This is a genomic window from Micavibrio aeruginosavorus EPB (assembly GCF_000348745.1).
In the GTDB taxonomy this organism is placed as follows: Bacteria; Pseudomonadota; Alphaproteobacteria; order Micavibrionales; family Micavibrionaceae; genus Micavibrio; species Micavibrio aeruginosavorus_A.
On record NC_020812.1, the window covers coordinates 2,322,710 to 2,338,345 of the forward strand.

Below are 15,636 nucleotides of genomic sequence, written 5' to 3' on the forward strand. Positions count from 1 at the left end.
GGACATCCGGACGCGGAAAAGGTTGGACACTGTATTGATATAGTATTTTCCGGCAAAAGTTAACGACCGGAGGTTCATTTGAGTATGGAATGATTCGAATTGATAAAAGGTGAAGAATGGTGAATGAAATCAGGGCGTTTTCATATTCGCCCTCACTCCTTCTCCATCGTACATTGGAGGGGTTGTTCGCTGGCGCGGGCGAAATCCATCACCTGGGCCACTTTGGTTTCGGCGACTTCATAGGTGAAGATGCCGCAGATGCCGACGCCGCGGCGGTGAACGTGCAACATGATGTCGGTGGCTTCCTGACGATTCTTGGCAAAAAACCGTTCCAGAACATGGACGACAAATTCCATCGGCGTGTAATCGTCGTTCAACAACAAGACCTTGTACATTGACGGCTTTTTCGTCTTGGGCCGGGGTTTCAGCAACAGGCCGGCTTGGCGGCGCTCTTCGCCCTCGCCATCATGATGGTCGCCATGATCATCGCCATCATCGCCCATACCCTGACCAATCCCCTGAATAGACGCATCAAAATGCGGCCCGAAATGGGGGCGGGGATCGTTTGCATCATCATTGGCCATCAGCCAGAAATCCATATCGTCTTCAATCCAAAAACTGGTCATTGCTCACACGCTCGCTCAAAAGTCTTTTTTCTGTGGGGCGCGGAAACTGCCACCAATATTATAACGAATTATGAACAGAATCAGGAAAAATTAAAAATCATCAAAACAATCCCGAATCCGTTTGTTTTTCGCCTTTTCAGACGCGCATCCTGAAACAAAATTGCGCACGAACACCGAAAGATCAACCGTGTGGCAAAGAAAAATGCCCCTCAAATAAAAATGCTCGTTCCCGCAAGGGAACGAGCAGTTGGGAAGGTCACCATTTGGAATGGGACTCGGGCAGGACGGGGCGCGGGATTTACGCGGCCAGAGCGTCCGTAGCTTTTTTAATCGCCTTGCTGGCCTGCGCGTTCAGCGGTTCCAGCGTTTCGGTCGTAACCTTCAGGCCTAGTTCGGACAATTTGGTCGACGCGGCGACGAAATCTTCGAATTGCTGCTGCGCCAGTTTGGTTTGCGCGGCAGAAAAATCGTTGATCGTTTTGCAGCCCATCAGGGTTTTCAGCGCGGCGGCATTTTTCTCGGCCGCGTCCTGAGAGATGGACACATAGGTTTTCAGGATGTCTTCAAACCCTTTGGCGAACACGGACCCGGCTTGGGTCAACGCTTCAACCTGTTCCTGACCCAGCGCAGAGGCGTCTTTGGTCAGTTTTTCAAAATTTGCTGTGGTGGCCTTGGTCGTTGTCATGATTTTCTCCGTAACTTCAGTCGCTTGTGTTTCAACTTGTGTTTCACCAGGGGCCTTCAGGGCCTGCACGTTACCCGTGGCGGCTTTGGTGGCCTTTTTTTGGGGTGCTTTTGCTTTTTTCGCGGTCATGATGGCTCTCCCTATCCTTTTGCTTATAATTTATCAAAGAATATGATGCATTGCACAATACCAAGGTAACACCCACACCCCGGGTCGTCAAGGGAAAAAATGGTGCATTGCACAAAGCTTCTCAAAATGAAAAAAGAACCCCTGATTCACCGCTCCTGCATCGGACGGACTATCCCTGAGGCTGTATGCATTTTTTCGTGCGGATTCATAGACTTTAAGGGTCTGCCCGCCTATCATGGTGGTATGAGTCGGACCCGCCGTGGTTGCGATCCGGCTCTGCCATGGGGCCAGACCACCGGACCATGGCGCGTACAAGAAACGAAAAGCATACAGGATCTCTTCCACAATGGGATACGACGTGGCCACTCTCCGTCAGCACGCTCGCACATTTTTCTCCGCCGCCCTCGGGCTGGGCCTGATGGCCGGGCTGATGATGGGCGCGACCCCGGCCCACGCCGCCAAGAAGAAATCACAAGACAACCCGCGTTATGCCTCGATCGTCATGGATGCCGACACGGGCGCGATTTTGCATGAACGCTATGCCGACAAAAGCCTGTACCCCGCGTCACTGGTCAAAATGATGACCCTGCTGATGGTGTTTGAGGCGATGGACCGCGGTGAAATGAATTTGAACACCCGCATCCGCATTTCCAAACACGCCGCCAGCATGCAGCCCAGCAAAATCGGTTTGAAAGCCGGATCGACCATCCGCGTGGAAGACGCCATTCTGGCGCTGGTGACCAAATCCGCCAACGACATGGCCGCCGCATTGGGCGAGGCCGTGGGCGGAACGGAATCCAATTTCGCCAGCATGATGACGCGGCGGGCCCGCGAAATCGGTATGCGCAACACAACATTCCGCAACGCCTCTGGCCTGCACCACCCGGCGCAGGTATCGACCGTGCGGGATATGGCGATTTTTTTGTCCCGCCATATCATCTATAACCAGCCGCGGAATTTCCGGTTCTTCAGCACCAAGAACTTCCGTTATAACGGCGTGAATTATCACAACCATAACCGGTTGATGAGCACCTATGCCGGTATGGACGGCATGAAAACCGGTTACACCGTTCCGGCCGGTTTCAATCTGGCCGCCACGGCCGTGCGCAATGACCGCCGCCTGATCGCCGTTGTCTTTGGCGGCCGCACCACGGCCAGCCGCAACGCCCACGTTGCCGATTTGCTGGACCGCGGATTTAAACAAATTGGATCGGGTCAGGTGATGATGGCCCAAACCAACGTTCGCGCCACCACCCCGGCCCCGGTTCCCAACCGCAAGCCGGGCTCGGACACGGGCACCACCGTCGTGGCCGCAACCCATTTTGAAGAAATGATGGGCGCGGGCGATTCCGACCCCACCGCATCCACCCGGATTGAAAGCGGCATGGTCGCCGTCAATGCGTTGCGCAATGCCGGCGCGGTATCGCGCGCAGAGCCGCACGCATCAGGACAACAACCGACACAACAACCAGTACAGCCCCAGGTCATTCGCACCCCGGCGGCCCAGGCCGCCCTGCAACCGCAACCCATGACCACCACCGCACCGATTGTCACATCGGGTGCCGAGCAAACATGGTCGGTGCAGATCGGCGCGTTCACCAACCGCATGAAAACCGACCAGCTTCTGAGCAATTCACAGGGCAAGTTGCCCCCACAACTGGCCCAAGTGGCCCAGCCGGTGATCGTTCCCTTAAGCGCAGGCAGCAGCACGGTCTTCCGCGCCCGGATCAAGGGCTTTTCCCGCAATCAGGCCATCGAAGCCTGCCGCTATTTCACCGATTGCATGACCATTTCACCCCGCGCATTCTGAGTAAAGGATCCTGCCGATGACGTCGCTGAAAGATAAAACGATCGTCATCACCGGGGCCAGCCGCGGCATTGGCGCCGCCATAGCCGAACGCGCCGCGCGCGACGGGGCCAACATCGCCATTCTGGCCAAATCCGACACGCCCCACCCGACATTAAAGGGCACCATCCATTCCACAGCCGAGGCCGTGGAAAAGGCCGGGGGTCAAGCTTTGCCGTTGGCCGTGGATATTCGGGATGAAAACGCGGTGGCGGGTGCCATCCAAACGGTCGCCGCCACATTCGGCCGGATCGACATGGTGGTGAATAACGCCAGTGCCATCCACGCCGCCCCCACGCCCAACACGCCGATGAGCAAATACGATTTAATGATGGATGTGAACGCGCGTGGCACATTCGCCGTGGTGCAGGCGGCCCTGCCCTATCTGCAAAAATCCGGCACAGCCCAATCCCCGGCGCAGATTTTGACCCTGTCCCCGCCGCTCAATCTGGGCAGCCAGTGGATTGGGCGCTGCCCGGCCTACAGCCTGTCGAAATATGGGATGAGCCTGTTGACCATGGGGTTTGCGGCGGAATTTAAAGACTGGCATATCAACGCCAACACGCTGTGGCCCCAGACATTGATCGCCACCGATGCAGTGCGCGTGTTTTTCGCCGATGCCTACACCGCGTCGCGCACGCCCGAGATTGTCGCCGAGGCGGCCTACGCTATTTTAACGGGGTGCAATGGCCGATTTGAAACCGGCCAGCATTACACCGATGAAAGCGCCCTGCGCCTGGTCGGGATAACCGATTTTGAAAAATATAATACGACCCCTGGGCTGGACCCGGTGGATGATATTTTCCTGGATTAGGATATGCAGCAAAAACGCAACGCTTCGCCGGAATCCGGCAATGTTATTTTCTTTATCCTGCTGGGCATTGCACTGATCGGGCTGGTCACGGCCGCATTGCGGTCGGGCGGATCGGAAAGCGCGAATATCGACGCCGAACAAATGGTCATCAAAGTGTCCCAGGTGCAGCAAAATGCCAGCGCGCTGGCCCGCGCCACGGAAGTCGCATACCAGAATGTCCGCGAAGAATCCGCCATCAGCTTCGCCCACCCCGACGCCCACAGCGATTACGGCACATACGGCACCACCCCATCCGCCGAAGTCTTTCACGTGCAGGGGGGCGGCGCGGATTATCTGGACCCGCCCGCCGGCATCAATGACGGCACCGCGTGGCAGTTTTACGGCACGACCGCCGCCCCGGATATGGGCACAGATGCCGCCGATTTGATCGCAGTTTTACCCAACGTCACGCCGGAATTTTGCACAGCGATGAATAAATCGCTGGGCCAGTTGGCCGCGACCAATGACACAGGCACCTGTGTTTATGATTCATCGGGCGTCCGCTTTAGCGGCGTCTTTGCCGTTGCGCCGAACACAATGGATGGGTCCAGCTTCACCTTCACCCCGGCACCCCAGGCCTGTGTGACCTGCACCGGGGCGGGGAATACGCAACATTTCTACAAAGTTATTCTGGCGCGGTAGAAAATTACTTCACCAGCGGCGTGGGTTGTGACGCTGTCACAGGGGCGGGCGGCGCATAAGGCGGCGTGGTCGCGGCCGAAGGATAAATGGGTTTGGCCTGATGCGCGGGCTGGTTCCCGGACGCTGTTTCCGGCGGCGGCGTGGTGGCGCTATAGGCCATACCGGTCGCCAGTTGATCGCGCTCCGCTTTGGTCATGCTCATTTCACGCAGTTGGCGTGTGGCGGGCAGCGTGTAATCATAGGCTGAGAGCACACGGCCCGTTTCCGCCTGGATCATCTGCAGGGACACCATCAAATAATCTTTGCCACGGGCATAGGACCCGTACATTTGCACCAGTCCCGGCTTGCCCATACCGCTGGACGTTGACGGGGTCACACCCTTCATCACCGGTTTCGGTGCACCAACGCCCACTTGCGGGGCCATGATGGTGGACGGCACGCTGTCCGGCGGCAAACCGCCCGTGTAAACGTTATAGCCCAACTGCACAAACCGTGCGCCCAGCTGGCTGGACACGGTTTGACCGAAGGGGGTCAGTTCGCCGGGAACGGCAACATCATAAAGCGGGAAAATCTGGACCGGTGTGGCCGCATTCACATGCGCGCGCGATTGTTGCGCCAGCATATCCGCCGCCGCATACGACGAATCCGTCAGATTGATTTTTGATGTATCAAACAATTCATCCTGTACCGCCAGCGCAACGGCACATGCACTGAGCACACCGCCAACGCCCAGCAAGGCACAGGCCCCAAGAACCAGCGATGGCAATCGAACAGACATCATCGCATGCTCCCGCGTTTTAGAAACCGCTATCAACAACAACCGGATCGCTGGATACGTCCGCGACCGGCACCGGAGGATTGTTCATGTAAACAGGGGCGGCGGATACATCAACCGACCCATGTTGACGGGTGATTTCCTGTCCCTGGACGATCAGGAAAATTTCCGCGTCCAGCGTATAGGAACCAGCGCCATTCTGGGCGCGATCGGCAATGGCATAGCCCAGAGAGAACGGCCCCTCGCCCACAGAGTTTGATACCGGAATGCCCTGATTCTGCATCGCGCGGCGCAGCGCCATTTCCATGGCCGCATCACGGTTGGTGTGGGCCGGATTCGTAATCACCATCGTCGGCTCCATCGGGCGGCCGAAATTACGCACCAGTTTGGTCAGCAAATCTTCGGCAACGATGGTCAGGGAATCAATATCCGCATTGGTAAAGCCGGGTGGCAGACTTTCGGTTTGTTGCACCGGAGCCTGGTCCACAACAACAGCCGGGGCCGTGCCCTGACCAACCACATGTGCGGGTTTGGACGCTTCCTTGCCCGGCGGGGCCTTGTACACTTCGTTATGGTAGGTGTAGCCCGTTGGCATGGTTGTATCCGCGCAAGCCGCAAGCCCGCCCGCAAAAACAACAGCAGAAGCCAATGTGAAAACACGCACCAGACGGGACAAAGCAGGCATGGTCAAATTCCTATCAAGACAAGTGGATGGCCGCGAGAGAATCAAGAAAGGCGGCATGGCAGAACGCCAGACCGGTTCATGCTATCAGGGATTGCCGGGAAAATATAGCCTGTGCGGGCGGGAAATTGCTTAGCCCTGCCCCTGCAATTTCTTCACAATGGCGGTCGTGCTTTTGCCCGCGACCACTGGAGCCAGCCAGACCACGCCGCCGCGGGATTGAACATAATCCGCACCATCGACATGCTTGCCTTCGTAATCCGCACCCTTGACCAACACATCCGGATTGATGCGGCGGATAATCAGCTCGGCCTTGTCATCCTCTTCGGCTGTGCGGCCAAAGATGACGACCAGATCGACCGCGCCCAGCGCCGCCAGAACCTGCGCCCGGGATTGTTCATCATTGATCGGGCGGTCTTTGCTTTTATACCGGCGGATGGATTCGTCGCAGTTCAGGGCCACAACCAGACGGTCACAGCGCGAGCGCGCCTGTGCCAGATAGGTCACATGACCGGGGTGCAGAATATCAAAAGCACCGTTGGTGAAGCCGATTTTCAAACCCTGCGCCCGCCAGCCTTCGACGATGTTTGCGGCGGCATCCCAATCATCACACACCGGGGCGATCATGTCGCCAATGGCGTCATCGGCATCCAGCTCTTCGATCAAAATCGGGGCCGTGCCCACTTTCCCCACGACAATCCCCGCGGCCCGGTTGGCCAGATGGGCGGCATCATCCAGATTCAGGCCCGCGGCCAGCCCGGCGGCGATGGTGGCAATCACCGTGTCGCCGGCACCAGACACATCAAACACGGCGCGCGCCTGCGCCCGCAGATGCATCGGCGTGCCATCGGCGCGCACCACGCTCATCCCGTCCTGGGACCGGGTGGCGATGACGCAATCAATGCCGGAGGTTTGAATTAAATGCCGCGCAGCCACGACAATGTCGCCATCGGTGGCATTGGGCAAATTATTGGTGGCTTCGGCCAGTTCCTTGCGGTTCGGCGTCACAATGCTGGCCCCGCGATAGATGGAATAATCCCGCCCTTTCGGGTCGACCAGAACCGGAACGTTGCGGGCCTGGGCCGCGTCAATGACACCCGCAATCACCGCAGGCGTCAGCGTGCCCTTGCCATAGTCAGACAGGATCAGGGCGCGCGCGCCGTCATTCAGCGCTTTCTCGACCTGCGCAATCAGGCGCGCAGCGACATCGTCGCCCACAGGCCGCGCTTCTTCGGCATCCAGCCGCAACAGGTGATGATTCCCCGCCATAAACCGGGTTTTCACAATCGTCGGACGATCCGTCGCCACCAGCAAACCAGTATCATCGGCACCGATATCGGCCATCATGGCGCGCAGCGCGGCCGCATCGGCGTCGTCACCCACAACCCCAGCCAGATGCACGCGCACACCCAGCCCACGCAGATTGGCCAGCACGTTGCCCGCCCCGCCCAGAACCGCCCGGGTCGTGGTGTTGGACAAGACCGGCACCGGGGCCTCGGGCGACAGACGCGCCGCATCACCGGTGACATACCGGTCGAGCATGAGATCGCCAATGACGGCCACAGTTGCGTTTTGCAAAGAAATGCGAGTCATAATATCCAAAGGATCTATGGGGCAAGCCCCTGTTTTTTCAGCATTTTATGGGCGGCTCGCGCCTGTCCTTGTCTTTTTGCCTGTTTGTTTAGGTTTCGTCAACGTTTCTCCGCTTTAATGGTAGGAACAAAAGACGGGTTTGGGATTAATTTTCGGGGAATTTTCGGGGTTTTTGAGTGGGTTTTGAATCGGGCGGATCATCATTAAAATCACACAGCCAGGGCGGCGTGCTGAACCGGATCAAAGCATCCGTCGACCGCAACCGTCTGGGCGAAGTGCTGGTTTATACCGGGGCCTTAACGCCGCAGGAACTGCGCTACGCGCTGGCCCGGCAGAAGACCTCTGGTTCGTCCGAACCGCTGGGCCGCGTTCTGCTCCGCGAACGCATGATCCGCCGTCAGGATTTATACCGCGCTTTGGCCCAGCAAATGACGCTGCGCCTGATGGCCGCGTCTCTCGCCATTGCTCTGGGCTTCACCATGTTCGGCATCAAACGGGCCAACGCGGCATCCGTGCGCGATCTGCCGGCACAGGTCACATTGGCCAGTGTTGCCAACAATGCCTTCACACCGGTGAATTATTATCCGAACCTGCTCGGTGCGGATGAAAAACAATCCACGAATTTGAAACCATTCACCAAGTGGACGGACATGTTCGTGCGATTCGAAACCGCCATGAACGGCGCATCGGCCAAGGCCAGCATCAAGACCATCAAGGCCGAGATTGAGCCGTTGCAGGGTTTGCCGCTGGACGCCATGGCCGCGCGCGTGAATAGCATTGCAAACGCTGTTCGCTATATCGAAGACAAGGATAATTACGGCAACAGCGATTACTGGGCCACCCCGGTTGAATTTTTCGCCCGCGGCGGTGATTGCGAAGATTACGCGATTGCCAAATACACCATGCTGCGCGCGTTGGGCGTGCCGGAAAGCCGCCTGCGCATCGCCATTGTGCATGATCTGCAAAAAAATATTCCGCACGCCGTTTTGGTTGTGTATACGGATGACGGCGCATTGATCCTGGACAACCAGAACAAGAGCGTGCGCACCGCGAATTCGCTGACCAGCCGCTATCGCCCGATCTTTTCGATCAACCGCGATGCATGGTGGTTGCACAACAAACCGCAAGGCACGGTTCTGGCATCAGCCCAGTAGGATTTTGAAGTTTTAAGTTCCCTGTTCAACTAAAAAAGCCCGGACCAAAAATCCGGGCTTCTTTCTTTTTCTGATGACACCATCAGGGGCTTTTTCTGATTACACCATCAGGGGACCGCGCCCCAAATTTTTCCAGTCCGGCTTATTCCGATCGGATTGACGGATCCACGCCCCCATGGCCGCATCCCCCGTTTGTCCATCCGCATAGACAATATCGGCACGCAAGATAACACTATGATATCTTGGCGTATAACGACCAATGAAACACTTGCCATCATTAAACACTTCGACCAGTTCAAACCCGACATAACGGGCCGAATCGTGGATGACCACTTCTGGCCCCTTCATGTCCTTCGTGGACCCAGAACCGGGGTTTTCTTTGCGGCGAAAGGTCATCAGCACAGGATTATCCTGCGCCGGATATTCAGGGTTCTGGCCATTGGCACGGACACGGAAAACAAAGCATCCGTTATCCTGTCGGTCCAACGACACATCAAACCCTTCGATTTTCTGCCGCACGACAGGGCCGCCAAACAGATGCGCCACAGCCGCACGAAACAGTTTTTTCAGAGTCATGGTCGCATTCCCTGGTTTAGATTGTTGCATCCGGATGGTTTTGCTTTTGCGCCAGCGTGATCGTGGATTGACGCGGGATCAGGCGGACATTTTCTTCGGTTCTGTACCCACCGAAAGTCGTGATTTTTGCCCGCAAAACAACACCGTGATAGGCACGCGCGGAATCAAACGCCTCGACCAGTTCAAACGCCTTGTATTTCGTATTTTTTTCCACGAACAAACGACCATCAACGAAACCACGGCGGCATTCCGTGTCATGGTCGACCCGCAGGATTGTGTCCTGATCCGCCGCCGGATAATCCGGGTTCTGGCCATTGGCACGAATGCGCAATTCGAATGTGTTGTTGTCCATCCGCTTGATCGCCGTATCGAACCCATCGACATAACAATAAAATTGAGGACCCGCTCCAAACAAACGCGCGGCTTTTTTAAAGATATTTTGCAGTTTCATAACACACCTTCTTTTTTCAGTTTTTTGTCGTCTTCTTTATTACAACGGATCACCGCGGCCACGGGCCCTTTTTCATTTCACATGAACAGGAATCGCACGGGTTTACTTTGCCACCGAACGAAACATGATCGAGGCGCAACGTCGTTTCTTTCGTCCCTTCAATCGCGCAAGCCGGGCGCAAATCCTGCGCCAGCGGGCGACCAACGGAATCAAAGGTCAGTTGCAGAGATTCAAACACCATGGCCACGTTCGCATGGATGGATTGGTCAATCGTCTTTGGCAGGACAAACGTCGACACGTGGACGGAACGGCCTTCTTTCATCCGGTCGCGCACCTTGTCATTATCACCCACGCCCGGGGGCAGATAAAAAACCGTGCCTTCAAAATCCTGACGCATGGCATATTCGCCGCTGGCGGCCACATGGCTGGTCGCATAGCGATTAAAAGCCACCACCAGATTGCGCACAGTAAACGGACCGGGATTGGCGAAACGGTTCATGCCGTCGTCATATGCATTCATCGCCATCACAGTCGTCTGGATCACCTGATACACATCATTCGAAAAGCCACGATAATGTTCCAGCACGCCACCCGGCACGAACATTTTCTGTGCGCGGGCCATCAATTCATCCCGGCCAACCGCAACATTCAAGCCATGGGACCAGATCGCTTCGCGCATTTTTTGTTCCAGCGCCGCATCGCCGCGCGCAAGATTGACGATATTTTGCGTCAGGGCATCCTGTAGCAATTCCGTCGTATCCTGCGGAAGGATTGCATCCATCATGGCACCCGGCTCCTTGGGTTTGTCTGATCTGGGGGAAGGCTATCTTTATCGAAAGCCGTTTTTTATGTCAATAAATGTCTTTTCTGTTTCATTTTCAAACGGATAGGCAAAAACAAAGGGCCCCGATTTGGGGCCCTTTTATTTCATTCCGCGTCCAGCTTACTGGCAGGCGAGACATTCGTCGTATTTCTTGTCTTCGCCCAGTTCCGGTTCGCGGTTGCCTTCGGGCTTTTGGCCTTCTTTGCTGCGGGCCCAGCTGGCGGCGGATTCGGCGCGCTGGATCGATTTGGAACGGCAGTAATACAGCGACTTCACGCCCTTTGCCCATGCTTCCCAGTGAATGCGGTGCAGGTCGCGCTTGTGCACGTTGCCCGGCAGGAAGACGTTCAAGGATTGCGCCTGGCAGATAAACGGCGTGCGGTCCGCCGCATGTTCGATCAACCAGCGCTGGTCGATTTCGAAGGCGGTTTTGAACACGTCTTTTTCATCCTGGCTCAGGAAGTCCAGATGCTGGACCGATCCTTCGTTGGTGAAGATGGACGACCAGATATCGTCGTTATTCAGGCCTTTTTCTTCCAGCAATTTTTCCAGATACGGGTTTTTCACCGCGAATGATCCGGACAATGTTTTGTGGTTGTACGCATTGGCCGCGTTCGGTTCGATCCCCGGGGATGCACCGCCGGTGATGATGGAAATGGACGCCGTCGGCGCAATCGCCATCTTGTTCGAGAAACGCTCCATAATGCCGTAATCGGCGGCATCCGGACATGCACCACGTTCGTGGGCCAGCTTCACCGACGCGTCATCGGCTTGGCGTTTAATGTGTTGGAACATGCGACGGTTCCAGACCTTGGCCATCACCGATTCCATCGGGATCATTTTCGATTGCAGGAAGGAGTGATAGCCCATCACACCCAGACCAACCGAGCGTTCGCGCATGGCGGAATATTTCGCCCGCTTCATCGAATCCGGGGCCTTGTTGATGAAGTCGGTCAGAACGTTGTCGAGGAAACGCATGACGTCTTCGATAAAGGTCGGGTGATCCTGCCACTGTTCGAACAGTTCCAGGTTCAGCGACGACAGGCAGCACACGGCCGAGCGTTCATTGCCCAGCGGATCTTTACCCGTCGGCAACGTGATTTCCGAACACAGGTTCGACATCTTCACATTCAGGCCCGCCATTTTATGGTGTGCCGGGATGCGGTCATTCACATGGTCGATAAACAGGATATAGGGTTCACCCGTTTCAATCCGGGCGGTCAGGATACGGATCCACAGATCGCGCGCCTTCACCCGGCCAACAACGTGGCCATCTTTCGGGGATTTCAGGGCCCATTCCTCGTCCTTCTCCACCGCGTGCATGAAGCTGTTCGGGATGACGACGGCGTTGTGCATGTTCAACGCCTTGCGGTTCGGGTCACCCCCGGTCGGGCGGCGGATTTCAATGAATTCTTCGATTTCCGGGTGCCAGACGGGCAGATAGATCGCGGCGGAGCCACGACGCAAGGAGCCCTGGGAAATGGCCTGGGTCAGAGAATCCTGCACCTTAATGAACGGCACAATCCCGGACGTTTTGCCATTGCGGCCAACCTTTTCACCGATTGAACGCACGTTGCCCCAGTACGAGCCAATGCCGCCACCACGGGCCGCCAGCCAGACGTTTTCGTTCCACAGCGCCACAATGTCTTCCAGGCTGTCGCCGGATTCGTTGAGGAAGCAGGAGATCGGCAGGCCGCGGCTGGTCCCGCCATTGGACAGGATCGGCGTCGCCGGCATAAACCACAGCTTTGAAATATAATCATAAATCCGCTGGGCATGGGCGGAATCATCGCCGTAATACATGGCGACGCGGGCAAACAGGTCCTGGAAGGATTCTTCGGGCAGGAGGTAGCGGTCTACCAGCGTGGCCTTGCCGAAATCGGTCAGGTTGGCGTCCCGGGAACGGTCAATCTGGATACGGTTGCCTTGGGGCACTTGGGCGACGTCAAACATGGCATGCTACTCCTGTAAAATTTCAAAAACTCTCCCTCGGCCACCTGCGGGGGTGGACACGGCGGGGCGGGCTGTCGGGGCTTGTGGATAGTGTGGATAAAACCACTATCCATTGCGGTCATCACAAATACAGCCTACTACATGTCGTGGTTGCCACCAAGATGACAAAATTCCTAGTCCCCCGGACGACCCCCTGCAAACACACGCTAAAAACGCCCGTGGCCGTGTGAGTTCAAGCCCTAAAATGAGTCTTATGCAGAGTTTTTTTATCCCCAAAAACGAAATCATCTTTCACGAATATCGCAAGGCTGCATTCCATATCGACACCATATCTTGTGTCCACCGGACCCTCCGGCCACCTTCCGGAAAAAGACGCCGCCCGCGATGACGCAGGCCCGAGGACACCGGGAACAATCCATTAAGTCCCTGATCCATCACAAGGAAACCATGATTGATATAGGGCCGGAACCCCTCTCTATCCACCCCTGATTCGCCCCCGATTCGCATGTAAAAATACAAATGTTTTCAATGGGATAGAGAAGCGGCGATTCGTATTTCTTGCCCACCCCGTCCCCACAAGCGTATGGTGCCGACACCCATAGAATAGATATGGATGAGGAGCGCGCACCCATGACACAGCACGGATTCATGATCGCCATTGGCGGATTGTCCGGATCGGGAAAATCGACACTGGCCGGACGTTTGGCGGCGGACACCGGCGCGGTCTGGCTGCGGTCCGATTCCATTCGCAAGGAATTGTGGGGCGTGGACCCGCTGACCAAATTGCCGCCCGAAGCCTATAGCCGGGATTTCAGCACCAAGACCTACGACACGCTGGCCAGCCGGATGGAGGACGCCTTGCGCGCCGGGCGGGTCGTGATTGTCGATATGAGCTTTGCCAAACCCGTTGAGCGCGCCAGCTTCGCCGACCGGGCGGCCGCCTGTGGCGCGGGATTCCATGGCATCTGGCTGGATGCCGCCTCGGACACCCTGAAAACCCGCGTCGATGCCCGCGTGGGCGATGTATCGGATGCCGATTCCAAAATCGTGACCATGCAACTGGGCTTTGATCTGGGCGACATTGAGTGGAGCCGGATCAACACCGACCGACCGGCCGACAGCGTTTACCGTCTGGCCTGCGCCTTGCTGGGTGTACAGGGCCCCCTCCGCGCGCCCCAGCCCAAACCGTAAGATTTTTCAGCCAATTCGGTCAAAACTTGGTATAAAGCGGGCGTGATCCCATTCCCTCACGAACCCCGTAAGGCCGCCATTATGACCAGCGCTGAAATCTGCCCCCTGATCCGCAAACGCCAGACCAAGATCGTCGCCACATTGGGGCCCGCGTCGGCCACGATTGAGATGCTGGAGAAACTGGTTCTGGCCGGGGTCGATGTGGTGCGGTTGAATTTCAGCCACGGCGAACATGCCGACCATGCCGCGCGCGTGAAAATTATTCGCGGGCTGGAAACCAAACTGGCCCGCCCGATTGCCATCATCGCCGATTTGCAGGGGCCAAAATTGCGCGTGGGCCGGTTCAAGGACGGGTCCATCACCCTGACCGCCGGGCAAAGACTGCGCCTCGATCTGGATAAGACCGAGGGCAATGACACCCGCGTCAATTTGCCGCACCCGGAAATCATCAACACGCTGAGCCCCGGCGCCTTCATCCTGTGTGATGACGGCAAGGTGCGGATGAAGATTGTTGAGAAGGGTGCGGATTTCCTGATCGCGGAAGTGGTCGCAGGCACGAAATTGTCCAACAACAAGGGCGTGAACGTGCCGGGCGTGATCCTGCCGATTCCGGCCTTGACGGAAAAAGACCGCAAGGATCTGGTCGCCGCCCTCGACATGGGTGTGGACTGGGTCGCGCAAAGTTTCGTGCAGCGCCCGGAAGATGTGGCCGAGGCCAAGAAACTGATCGGCGGGCGCGCCGCGTTGATGGCCAAAATTGAAAAGCCATCCGCCATTGAATTGTTCGCCGGTATCCTCGATCTGGTCGATGGTATCATGTTGGCGCGCGGCGATCTGGGCGTTGAAATTCCGCCGGAGGAAGTCCCCGCCCTGCAGAAAAAAATCGTGCGGCAGGTGCGCCAGTCCGGCAAGCCGATCATTGTCGCAACCCAGATGCTGGAATCCATGATTGAAAGCCCGGCCCCGACCCGCGCCGAGGCATCCGACGTCGCCACCGCCGTGTATGACGGCACCGACGCCGTGATGTTGTCCGCCGAAACCGCCGCCGGGAAATACCCGATTGAATCCGTATCCATCATGGACCGCATTTGCCAGCACGTCGAAGCCGACGATCTGTATCGCCGCATCATGGATGCCGATCATCCGGATGCCGACACCGATGCATCCGACGCCATCACCATTGCCGCATGTCAGGTGGCGCAGACGATCAACGCCGCCTGCATCACCAATTACACATCATCCGGATCGACCACATTGCGCACCGCGCGCCAGCGCCCGGCCATGCCGATTTTGTGCCTGTCGCATTCCGCACAGACCACACGCCGCTTGATGCTGTCTTATGGCGTGCATGCCGTTTACACGCCGGACATCACATCATTCGCCGACGCGGTCAAGATCGCGACGGAACAGGCCACGATTCAAGGGCTGGCGAAAAAAGGCCAGCGCCTGGTCTTGACCGCCGGAGTGCCGTTTGGCACGCCGGGATCCACCAACGCGCTGCGCGTGGCGTGGATTGAATGAGGGGGACTGAATGAGGGCGTTAACAGCCCATTAACCAAACCCGAAAAATCCGCAGAATAAGACGACTTTTTCCAAAGTTTGATGTGCGCCGTTTTGCGCACCACACAAAAAAAGCGCAGAAATCCCTGTAAATTTT

15 protein-coding genes are annotated in these 15,636 nt (G+C 57.0%); 6 read left to right on the forward strand and 9 right to left on the reverse strand.

Annotated features, from left to right (window positions below; genetic code table 11):
• Nucleotides 1-152 precede the first annotated feature (152 nt).
• Both clpS and A11S_RS11035 read right to left on the reverse strand, forming a co-directional pair.
• Nucleotides 153-503 (reverse strand): ATP-dependent Clp protease adapter ClpS, encoded by a 351-nt coding sequence (clpS, locus tag A11S_RS11920; RefSeq protein ID WP_235068384.1) that lies wholly within the window; start codon nucleotides 501-503, stop codon nucleotides 153-155.
• A gap of 421 nt (nucleotides 504-924) precedes the next feature.
• Complete coding sequence (locus tag A11S_RS11035) at nucleotides 925-1,440, reverse strand: phasin family protein (protein ID WP_015468591.1); 516 nt, start codon at nucleotides 1,438-1,440, stop codon at nucleotides 925-927.
• A gap of 358 nt (nucleotides 1,441-1,798) precedes the next feature.
• Between A11S_RS11035 and A11S_RS11045 the strand changes: the two genes are divergently transcribed.
• From A11S_RS11045 to A11S_RS11055, 3 genes are read left to right on the forward strand one after another with little or no spacing between them, the layout of a single operon-like run.
• Nucleotides 1,799-3,250, forward strand: a complete 1,452-nt coding sequence (locus tag A11S_RS11045) for a D-alanyl-D-alanine carboxypeptidase family protein (RefSeq protein WP_235067776.1) — start codon at nucleotides 1,799-1,801, stop codon at nucleotides 3,248-3,250.
• Between the two features lie 16 nt (nucleotides 3,251-3,266).
• On the forward strand, nucleotides 3,267-4,100 hold the full coding sequence (locus A11S_RS11050) for an SDR family oxidoreductase (protein WP_015468593.1): 834 nt from the start codon (nucleotides 3,267-3,269) through the stop codon (nucleotides 4,098-4,100).
• A 3-nt stretch (nucleotides 4,101-4,103) separates the two neighbouring features.
• Nucleotides 4,104-4,781, forward strand: coding sequence for a hypothetical protein (locus A11S_RS11055; protein ID WP_015468594.1), 678 nt, complete (start codon nucleotides 4,104-4,106; stop codon nucleotides 4,779-4,781).
• Nucleotides 4,782-4,785: 4 nt separating this feature from the next.
• On the opposite strand, the gene A11S_RS11060 is transcribed toward A11S_RS11055, so the two are convergent.
• From A11S_RS11060 to rfaE1, 3 genes are all read right to left on the reverse strand, one after another.
• Nucleotides 4,786-5,562: a hypothetical protein gene (locus A11S_RS11060; protein ID WP_015468595.1), complete on the reverse strand. Its 777-nt coding sequence runs from the start codon at nucleotides 5,560-5,562 to the stop codon at nucleotides 4,786-4,788.
• A gap of 16 nt (nucleotides 5,563-5,578) precedes the next feature.
• On the reverse strand, nucleotides 5,579-6,241 hold the full coding sequence (locus A11S_RS11065; protein WP_015468596.1) for a hypothetical protein: 663 nt from the start codon (nucleotides 6,239-6,241) through the stop codon (nucleotides 5,579-5,581).
• 129 nt (nucleotides 6,242-6,370) lie between these two features.
• Nucleotides 6,371-7,831 (reverse strand): D-glycero-beta-D-manno-heptose-7-phosphate kinase, encoded by a 1,461-nt coding sequence (gene rfaE1 / locus A11S_RS11070; protein WP_015468597.1) that lies wholly within the window; start codon nucleotides 7,829-7,831, stop codon nucleotides 6,371-6,373.
• A 176-nt stretch (nucleotides 7,832-8,007) separates the two neighbouring features.
• On the opposite strand from rfaE1, the gene A11S_RS11075 reads away from it, so the two are divergent.
• Complete coding sequence (locus tag A11S_RS11075) at nucleotides 8,008-8,985, forward strand: transglutaminase-like cysteine peptidase (protein WP_015468599.1); 978 nt, start codon at nucleotides 8,008-8,010, stop codon at nucleotides 8,983-8,985.
• 99 nt (nucleotides 8,986-9,084) lie between these two features.
• Here the strand turns inward: A11S_RS11075 and A11S_RS11080 are convergent, their stop codons facing one another.
• The 4 genes from A11S_RS11080 to A11S_RS11095 all read right to left on the reverse strand — a co-directional run bounded on the left by A11S_RS11080 (nucleotide 9,085) and on the right by A11S_RS11095 (nucleotide 12,788).
• Nucleotides 9,085-9,561, reverse strand: a complete 477-nt coding sequence (locus A11S_RS11080) for a hypothetical protein (RefSeq protein WP_015468600.1) — start codon at nucleotides 9,559-9,561, stop codon at nucleotides 9,085-9,087.
• 16 nt (nucleotides 9,562-9,577) lie between these two features.
• The gene (locus tag A11S_RS11085; protein WP_015468601.1) at nucleotides 9,578-10,012 is read right to left on the reverse strand and encodes a hypothetical protein; all 435 of its coding nucleotides are present in this window, start codon (nucleotides 10,010-10,012) and stop codon (nucleotides 9,578-9,580) included.
• 49 nt (nucleotides 10,013-10,061) lie between these two features.
• On the reverse strand, nucleotides 10,062-10,796 hold the full coding sequence (locus tag A11S_RS11090) for a hypothetical protein (protein ID WP_015468602.1): 735 nt from the start codon (nucleotides 10,794-10,796) through the stop codon (nucleotides 10,062-10,064).
• Nucleotides 10,797-10,955: 159 nt separating this feature from the next.
• Nucleotides 10,956-12,788: a ribonucleoside-diphosphate reductase subunit alpha gene (locus tag A11S_RS11095; RefSeq protein ID WP_015468603.1), complete on the reverse strand. Its 1,833-nt coding sequence runs from the start codon at nucleotides 12,786-12,788 to the stop codon at nucleotides 10,956-10,958.
• A 630-nt stretch (nucleotides 12,789-13,418) separates the two neighbouring features.
• Between A11S_RS11095 and A11S_RS11100 the strand changes: the two genes are divergently transcribed.
• Both A11S_RS11100 and pyk read left to right on the forward strand, forming a co-directional pair.
• The gene (locus A11S_RS11100) at nucleotides 13,419-13,979 is read left to right on the forward strand and encodes an AAA family ATPase (protein WP_015468604.1); all 561 of its coding nucleotides are present in this window, start codon (nucleotides 13,419-13,421) and stop codon (nucleotides 13,977-13,979) included.
• An 81-nt stretch (nucleotides 13,980-14,060) separates the two neighbouring features.
• A complete protein-coding gene (gene pyk / locus A11S_RS11105; RefSeq protein ID WP_015468605.1) occupies nucleotides 14,061-15,500 on the forward strand; it encodes a pyruvate kinase in 1,440 nt (479 codons plus the stop codon).
• Nucleotides 15,501-15,636: the final 136 nt, after the last annotated feature.